We start from the raw sequence: 6,732 nt of genomic DNA, 5'->3' as shown, positions 1-6,732 counted from the left end.
TCCCGCGAAGCAACGCGCCAGCGTTGCCGATGGAGCCACCGAACGTGGCGGCGGCCTCATCGTTACGGGCAGCCGCCGCCCACCCCACAGCTGCTACTCCTCCGAAAGGTGCTGAAAACGCTGGGCGCCGACGTTCCAGGGTTGGATGTTGCCGTTTTCGCCGTAGTTGTCGTGGTCGCCGAGGACGTGGCCGTCATGCTCACGGGTGTGGCCGTAGAGCGAACGGTTGTGGAAGGTGGGGCCAAAGCGCTCGGCGGTTTCGGCGATATCGCCGGTGTAGCGTGGGTCCTGGGGGCGCTCCTGGCTATTGATGTAGTAGGCGATGTCCCAGGCTTGCTGGCCGGTGAGCGAGCGTGGCTGGCCCAGCGGCATATTCTGATAGATGAAGCCTGCCATGGTTTCTACCCGAACAATGCCGGCCCCCCAGTTGTTGGAGCCATCGCCCCAGGGCGGTGGAAAGACGTATTCCCCGTTTTCGTAGTGGCCTGAGCCGTCGGACTGATGGCACAGAGCGCAATTTTCCAGGTAGGCCGTTTCCCCTCGGGCATAGCTGGGCGCTTCTTCATGCTCGGGGGCTGGAAAGCCGCGCCCATAGATGGGCTTGTCGGGGTACATGGGCGCCCCCGTGGCCAGCCACTGGTGGTAGGCGCTCAACGCCAGCATTTCATCGCTGCCGTACGCCGGCGGTGTGCCGTTCATGGAGTAGGCAAAACATCCGGCAATGCGCTCTTCCAGATTGTTGACGTGCTGATTCTTGCCACGAAAATCCGGTAGCGTGATGGCGGCGGCCCATACCGGCGCGCTGAACGGCACGCGCCCTTCTCCCAGGTGGCAGCTGGAGCAGTTCATATCGTTGTACACGTACTCACCGCGCAGCTGCTGGGTATCCGTGAACAGGTCGTAGCCGTAGCGAATGACTTTCTTGAGCTCCGGGTGCAGATCGGAGGCTTCCAGGTCGTCCATGGTGGGCGGCTCGTGGACCAGCATGTCCAGGGCATCATCGGCACGCGGCTGCTGGGCCGACACCGCGCCTGCATAGAGCGCCAGCGCGGCTGCCGAGGCCAGAAGGCCGCCCGACAAGGTGAACGTCAAGGTCGTTGGACGCGTCATCATTGGCTAGCCTCCTGGTCGCGTTGAGGGGGTTGAGCGGCGTACCAGGCCGAGACGGCGGCAATATCGTCATCGTTCATGCGCTTGGCCACGGCGCCCATCAGGTGTTGTGGATCGTTATGACGGGTATCGTTTTTCCATGCGTGCAATTGGGCGCTGATATAGCCTGCATGCTGCCCGGCAATCCCGGGAAAGTCGCTGCCCACTCCGTAGCCGCCGGGCCCATGGCAGCTTTGACACGACACGATGTAGGCATTCCAGTCACCACGTTCGGCCAGTTGCTGGCCACGCGCCAGCAGGCTGTCTTCCACGTCGCCGCCTTGGCCTGGTGTCGCGGGCAGTTGGCTGTAGTAGGCAGCCACATCGGCGATTTGCTGGTCATTGAGCATGTTGGCAAAGGTCAGCATGGTGGCGTTTTGCCGCTCACCGGACTGAAAGTCGTGCAGTTGCTTGGCCAGATAGTCGGCATCCAGCCCCGCCAGGCGCGGCCAGGACTCGCCGCCCGGAATGTTCATGCCGCTGCCGTCTGCCTGGTGGCAGGCAACACAGGTGGCGGCGGCGGTTTGCCCCCGTTCCGGGTCTCCCGCCTGGGCCATGGCAGCACTTGCCAGCAAGCAGGCCCCCGCCAGCAGGCCGACGTGCGTCGATTGGATGTATGGCATTCTTCCCCCTTGGCATTGCTTGTTATGTTGGGTCTTGCAGTAATGTCGTCGTTGGTGATGACGCGTGTGGTGGTAGCACTTCGGGCACCGTGAGGTGGGCCAGGAAACCTCCGGTGGGTGCATTGGCAAAGTGAACGCTGCCGCCAAAGCGCTCGGCGATGGCGGCCACGATGGCCAACCCCAGGCCACTGCCCTGGTGCTTGCTGGCCCGCCAGAATCGTTGCGTTAGCTGTTTCAGCGTGGCGTCATCCACCCCTGGCCCCTCGTCGGCCACGGTGAACGTGACCCGACCACCCAAACGCTGCACGCTCAGGTGAATCAGCGCGTTGGCAGGCCCATGGCGTACAGCGTTGTCCAGCAGATTGCGCAGCGCGGTAATCGCCAGCTCACGAGGCATGGCCAGCTGCACATCGGGTAATGCCTCAGGCACGCGGCACTGTGCTGGGTCGACCACGCTATCGGTGACGGCCAGCTCGACCACCGGAACGACGCTGCAGGGTTCGCCATCGTCGAAACGCATGCGCCCTTCCACCCGGGCCAGGGTGAGCAGCTGATCCAGCGTATCGGCCAGCCGCACCACGCCTTCTTCGGCGTGGCTCAAGGCTTCGCGTGCCAGCGGGCCTTCTGCCCGCTGCGCCACTTGAAGGTGGGTCTTGATAGCCGTTAGCGGCGTACGCAGCTCATGGGCGGCATCGTTGGTGAAGCGCTGCTCGCGCACCAGCGTCTGTTGAACGCGCACCAGCAGCCCATTGAGCGTGTCGATCAGCGGCTTGATCTCCTTGGGCACACCATAGGTAGACACCGGCGCCAGCGCTTCCGGATGGCGGCTGGCCAGGGAGGCGCGCAAACGTGACAGTGGCGCCAGCCCACGCCATACCCCAATCCACAGGGCGACCAGGCTACCCACCAGCGCCACCACGAACGGCACCACAGCCACCCGCACGATGCCGCCCAGCAGCAGGTTGCGCTCATCCATGCGGTCTGCCGTGGTGATGATCAGCCCACCTCGCTCGTAGGTGAACACACGCCAGGTGGTCTCCCCTTCCTGACGGTAGCTATGGCCGTGCTGACCGGGAGCCAACACGGCCTCCATATTGGCGTGGGTGCGTGCAATGATCTCTCCACGTGGCGAGTGCACCTGGCAGGCCAGCCCTTCAATGGGTGGAATGGAAAGCGCGGCGGTCATGTTCTGCTCCCACACCTCTGGCGGCAGCTGATGAACCAGCCCAGCCACCATGCGCGCCGACTGGGCCAGCCGCTGGTCGAGGGTGCGCACGAAAGACGCCTGTAAATCGTTCAACAGCCACGCGGCAGCCACGCCCCAGAGCAGCACCAGCGTGATGCCCAGCGTCAACAGTAGCCGTGCGCGCAGGCTCATCGCTGCCCCTTGGGCCGCTGGCCGGGCACCTGGACCGCCTCGGGCTTGCCCAACCGATACCCCAACCCACGCACGGTTTCGATGATGCCGCTGCCCAATTTGCGCCGCAGGTGGTGAATGTGCACATTGAGCGCGTTGCTTTCGACATCGTCGCTCAAGCCATACAGGCTATCCTTGAGCTGGTCGGCGGAAAGCACGCTGCGCGGCGCATGCAGGAAAGCTTCCAGCAGCACCAGTTCACGACGCGACAGGGCAACCAGGTGATCGGCCACTCTCACTTCTCGGGCAGCCGGGTCCAGGGTCAGGGTGCCGTGCACGGTCAAGCCCTGGCTGCGCCCTGCCACACGCCGCAACAGCGCATGCAGGCGCGCGACCAGCTCATCCAGGTCGAAGGGTTTGATCAGGTAGTCGTCGGCACCGGTTTGCAGCCCATCCACCCGGTCACGCACGGCATCTCTGGCCGTGAGCACCAGCACCGGCGTGGTGACCCCTTCGTCACGCCAGGCTTGCAGCAGGGTCAAGCCATCGCCATCCGGTAACCCACGGTCGAGGATGACCACGTCGCTGGCGACACTCTGCATGGCCTGCCGCGCTGCCTGTAACGACGTCACGTGCTCGACCACAAAGTGATACATCATCAGTCCGGCGCGAATACCCGACGCCACCAGCGGGTCATCTTCAATCAATAGGACGTGCATAGCGGTTTCCTTGTTATGGAAGCAGCATGACAAAAGCGTATTAACCGAGCGTTAAGCGCCGGTCGAAAACCCTTGCCGCAGATCAAAAAAAACGCCCCTGCCGACAGGGGCAAGGGCGACAACATGCCGCGTGGGTTCGGTGGTGCTAGCGAGACAGGCGTGCAGCCCCCCACCAGCCCAACATCATGGCCGCCAACATGGCCAGTAACGGCAGCGTGACGCCGCCCAAAGAAGCAATGGCAGGCCCCGGGCAGTAGCCGGACAGCCCCCAACCCACTCCAAATAGCGCCGCACCGCCCAGCAGCTTGCCATCCAGCTCCTGGCGCGTGGGCAGTTGAAAGCCACCGGCCAACAGCGGCTGCCCCCGAGCAAACACCAGCCGGTAACCGACAAACGTGGTGCACACCGCGCCCCCCAGCACGAACATCAGCGTGGGGTCCCAGGCGCCCGCGATGTCCAAAAACCCCAGCACCCTCGCTGGGTCGGTCATGCCGGAAATAGCCAGCCCTAACCCAAACAGCAGCCCTGCCACGTAGCCCGCTGCCGTTTTCAACGCGGCCCGGCTCATACGCCACCCCCAATGACATGACGAACCACATACACCGTGGCGATGGCGGTCACCAGAAACATGCCCGTGGCCGCCATGGAACGCGGCGCCAAGCGCGCCAAACCACATACGCCGTGGCCGCTGGTGCAGCCGCTGCCCAGCCCGGTGCCCAGCCCCACCAGCAGGCCCGCCAACAGCATCAATGAGATGCCTCCGGCAGGCGCGCCAATCACTTCACCGGGGCTGCCAGCTACATTGCCCAGGCCTCCGCCCAGCGCCATGACCAGCAGCGGGCCGCTGACCAGGCCCGCCAAAAAAGCCACCCGCCAGGCGCTATCGCCCTTGGGCCGCTGAAGCACCAGCCCTCCAATGATCCCGCTGATGCCGGCAACACGCCCCAGCGCCCCCATCAACCAAACGGCGGAGAGCCCAATCAACACGCCCCCCACCAGCCCTTGCAGGCTTGCCATTACGTCCACCGTCTGCTCCTCGTATTACGTGGGTTGAAAAGATTTAGAAACGATTGATCGGCACCTTGAGATACACCTGACCGTTGTCTTCCTCGGGGGGCAGCTCCCCAGCCCGCATGTTAACCTGCACCGATGGGATGATCAGCCGAGGCATGCCCAGGGTGGCATCTCGCTCGGTGCGCATACGCACGAAGGCGTCTTCACTAATGCCCTCGTGCACATGAACGTTGGCCTGGCGCTGCTCGGCAACGCTGGTTTCGTGCTGGTACACGTCACGCCCTGGGGCTTTATAGTCGTGGCACAGAAACAGCCGTGTCGTGTCAGGCAGGGCCAGCACTTTCTGAATCGAACGATAGAGAGTGCGGGCATCGCCACCGGGAAAATCACAGCGGGCGGTGCCGTAGTCGGGCATGAACAGCGTATCGCCGACAAACGCGGCATCCCCCACCACATAGGTCAAACAGGCGGGCGTGTGGCCAGGCGTATGCAGCACGCTGGCTTCCAGGGCTCCAATCATGAAGGTATCGCCCTCCTGGAATAGCGCGTCGAACTGGCTACCGTCCCGAGCAAACTCGGTGCCCGCATTGAAGGCCTTGCCGAAGATCTCCTGTACCTCGACGATGTGCGCTCCAATGCCGGTCTTGCCGCCCAACTGGGCGTGCAAATAGGGGGCCGCCGAAAGGTGGTCGGCATGGACGTGGGTTTCCAGTATCCAGGCCACGTTTAGCCCTTCACGGCGCACGAACGAGATGATCTGCTCCGCTGAACGGGTATCGGTTCGCCCAGCGGCGTAATCAAAATCGAGTACGGAGTCGATGATGGCGCAGGCGGTGCCATCGGGGTCTCTCACCACGTAACTGAACGTGTTGGTTGGCTCATCGAAAAAGGGCGTGACGACGGGGCGTTGCATGATGGACCTCCAGCAGTTGACCGCATGCAGTTGACCGCATGCAGTGTGCATTTCATCAAGTGTATCTCACTAAAACATTATATGGTTATTACCTTTTAGAATTATCAATTGTAAAATTTAGTTAAAAATACTCCTTTCGACTAAGGTAGGCCACCTCATGGCCGATAGGAGTGAAGGCTCACTCACTGAACTAATCGATATAAGGATGCCATGAACAACCTGACTACTACACAGAAACTGTGGAGCACACTGGGCATCATCTGGGTGGCCATGCTGCTTTTGGTGGGCTGGCTGGCGTGGGAAAATCGCCAGACCATCGCCAACGAGCGCCGCGACAGCATTCAATACATCGTCAACAGCGTTCACGGTCAGCTCGCCGATCTGCAGGCCCGTGCCGCCAGCGGTGAACTGAGCGTCGATGAAGCGCAGCAGCGGGCCATCGACAACCTTGCCAGCGTACGCTTTGGTGACGGCGAGTACGTGTTTGCGTTCGACAACCAGCTGGCCATCGTGTCACACCCCAACCGCCCCCGTGGCGAAGACATGACCAACTTCCAGGACGCCAGTGGTATGCGCCTTTACAGCGTACTGCGTGACGTGGCCCAGGCGGGCGGTGGCCACGTGGACTACTACTCGCGACGCATCTCGGGGGAAGAGCAATCGCCCAAGGTGAGCTATGTGGCCCACTTACCCGAATGGGGCTGGTCCATGGCGGCGGGGGTCTATGTGGACGATATCGATGCTGCCTTTGTCGCTGGGCTGGTGCGTTCGGCGGTCATTCTGCTGATCATTGGTCTGCCCGTGACGCTGCTGATGGGCTGGGTGATCAGGGATGTGGCGGGTCGGCTGGGCGGTGACCCACGCTATGCCGCCAGCGTAGTGCGTCATATTGCCGATGGCGACCTGACCCAGGCCGCCACGCTGAAAAGCAGTGACCACAGCAGCCTGCTGTTCGAC

At 62.7% G+C, this 6,732-nt stretch carries 8 protein-coding genes; 1 reads left to right on the top strand and 7 read right to left on the bottom strand.

Translation table 11 applies throughout. The annotated features are described in order from the left end of the window. Positions 1-93: 93 nt before the first annotated feature. The 7 genes from B7L72_RS08075 to B7L72_RS08045 all read right to left on the bottom strand — a co-directional run bounded on the left by B7L72_RS08075 (position 94) and on the right by B7L72_RS08045 (position 5,775). Positions 94-1,113 carry a c-type cytochrome gene (locus tag B7L72_RS08075; protein WP_081193623.1) on the bottom strand — a complete coding sequence of 340 codons (1,020 nt, stop codon included), beginning with the start codon at positions 1,111-1,113 and terminating at the stop codon, positions 94-96. Further along, positions 1,110-1,772 (bottom strand): c-type cytochrome, encoded by a 663-nt coding sequence (locus tag B7L72_RS08070; protein ID WP_081193621.1) that lies wholly within the window; start codon positions 1,770-1,772, stop codon positions 1,110-1,112. Before B7L72_RS08070 ends, B7L72_RS08075 begins: the two co-directional genes overlap by 4 nt. A gap of 22 nt (positions 1,773-1,794) precedes the next feature. Then, positions 1,795-3,150, bottom strand: coding sequence for an ATP-binding protein (locus tag B7L72_RS08065; protein ID WP_081193619.1), 1,356 nt, complete (start codon positions 3,148-3,150; stop codon positions 1,795-1,797). Next, positions 3,147-3,848, bottom strand: a complete 702-nt coding sequence (locus B7L72_RS08060) for a response regulator (RefSeq protein WP_016913284.1) — start codon at positions 3,846-3,848, stop codon at positions 3,147-3,149. The genes B7L72_RS08065 and B7L72_RS08060 overlap by 4 nt, the downstream gene beginning before the upstream one ends. Before the next feature lie 145 nt (positions 3,849-3,993). Beyond that, positions 3,994-4,416 (bottom strand): DUF6691 family protein, encoded by a 423-nt coding sequence (locus B7L72_RS08055; protein ID WP_081138184.1) that lies wholly within the window; start codon positions 4,414-4,416, stop codon positions 3,994-3,996. Beyond that, a complete protein-coding gene (locus B7L72_RS08050; protein ID WP_026001614.1) occupies positions 4,413-4,874 on the bottom strand; it encodes a YeeE/YedE family protein in 462 nt (153 codons plus the stop codon). Before B7L72_RS08050 ends, B7L72_RS08055 begins: the two co-directional genes overlap by 4 nt. Positions 4,875-4,908: 34 nt before the next feature. Then, on the bottom strand, positions 4,909-5,775 hold the full coding sequence (locus tag B7L72_RS08045) for an MBL fold metallo-hydrolase (protein ID WP_081193617.1): 867 nt from the start codon (positions 5,773-5,775) through the stop codon (positions 4,909-4,911). 210 nt (positions 5,776-5,985) lie between these two features. Between B7L72_RS08045 and B7L72_RS08040 the strand changes: the two genes are divergently transcribed. After that, positions 5,986-6,732: cache domain-containing protein (locus B7L72_RS08040; protein WP_170919495.1), on the top strand; the 747-nt coding region annotated here is incomplete at its 3' end.

The organism is Halomonas sp. BC1 (genome assembly GCF_002078135.1).
Lineage (GTDB): Bacteria > Pseudomonadota > Gammaproteobacteria > Pseudomonadales > Halomonadaceae > Vreelandella > Vreelandella stevensii.
The sequence above is the reverse complement of the archived record's forward strand: the minus strand, read 5'-3'. Positions and strand labels throughout refer to the sequence as shown.

Excerpts from the sequence above, each read along its gene's own strand:
- B7L72_RS08070 (WP_081193621.1), bottom strand. The coding sequence starts at position 1,772 with ATGCCATACATCCAATCGACGCACGTCGGCCTGCTGGCGGGGGCCTGC.
- B7L72_RS08045 (WP_081193617.1), bottom strand. The coding sequence starts at position 5,775 with ATGCAACGCCCCGTCGTCACGCCCTTTTTCGATGAGCCAACCAACACG.
- B7L72_RS08075 (WP_081193623.1), bottom strand. The coding sequence starts at position 1,113 with ATGATGACGCGTCCAACGACCTTGACGTTCACCTTGTCGGGCGGCCTT.
- B7L72_RS08055 (WP_081138184.1), bottom strand. The coding sequence starts at position 4,416 with ATGAGCCGGGCCGCGTTGAAAACGGCAGCGGGCTACGTGGCAGGGCTG.
- B7L72_RS08065 (WP_081193619.1), bottom strand. The coding sequence starts at position 3,150 with ATGAGCCTGCGCGCACGGCTACTGTTGACGCTGGGCATCACGCTGGTG.
- B7L72_RS08060 (WP_016913284.1), bottom strand. The coding sequence starts at position 3,848 with ATGCACGTCCTATTGATTGAAGATGACCCGCTGGTGGCGTCGGGTATT.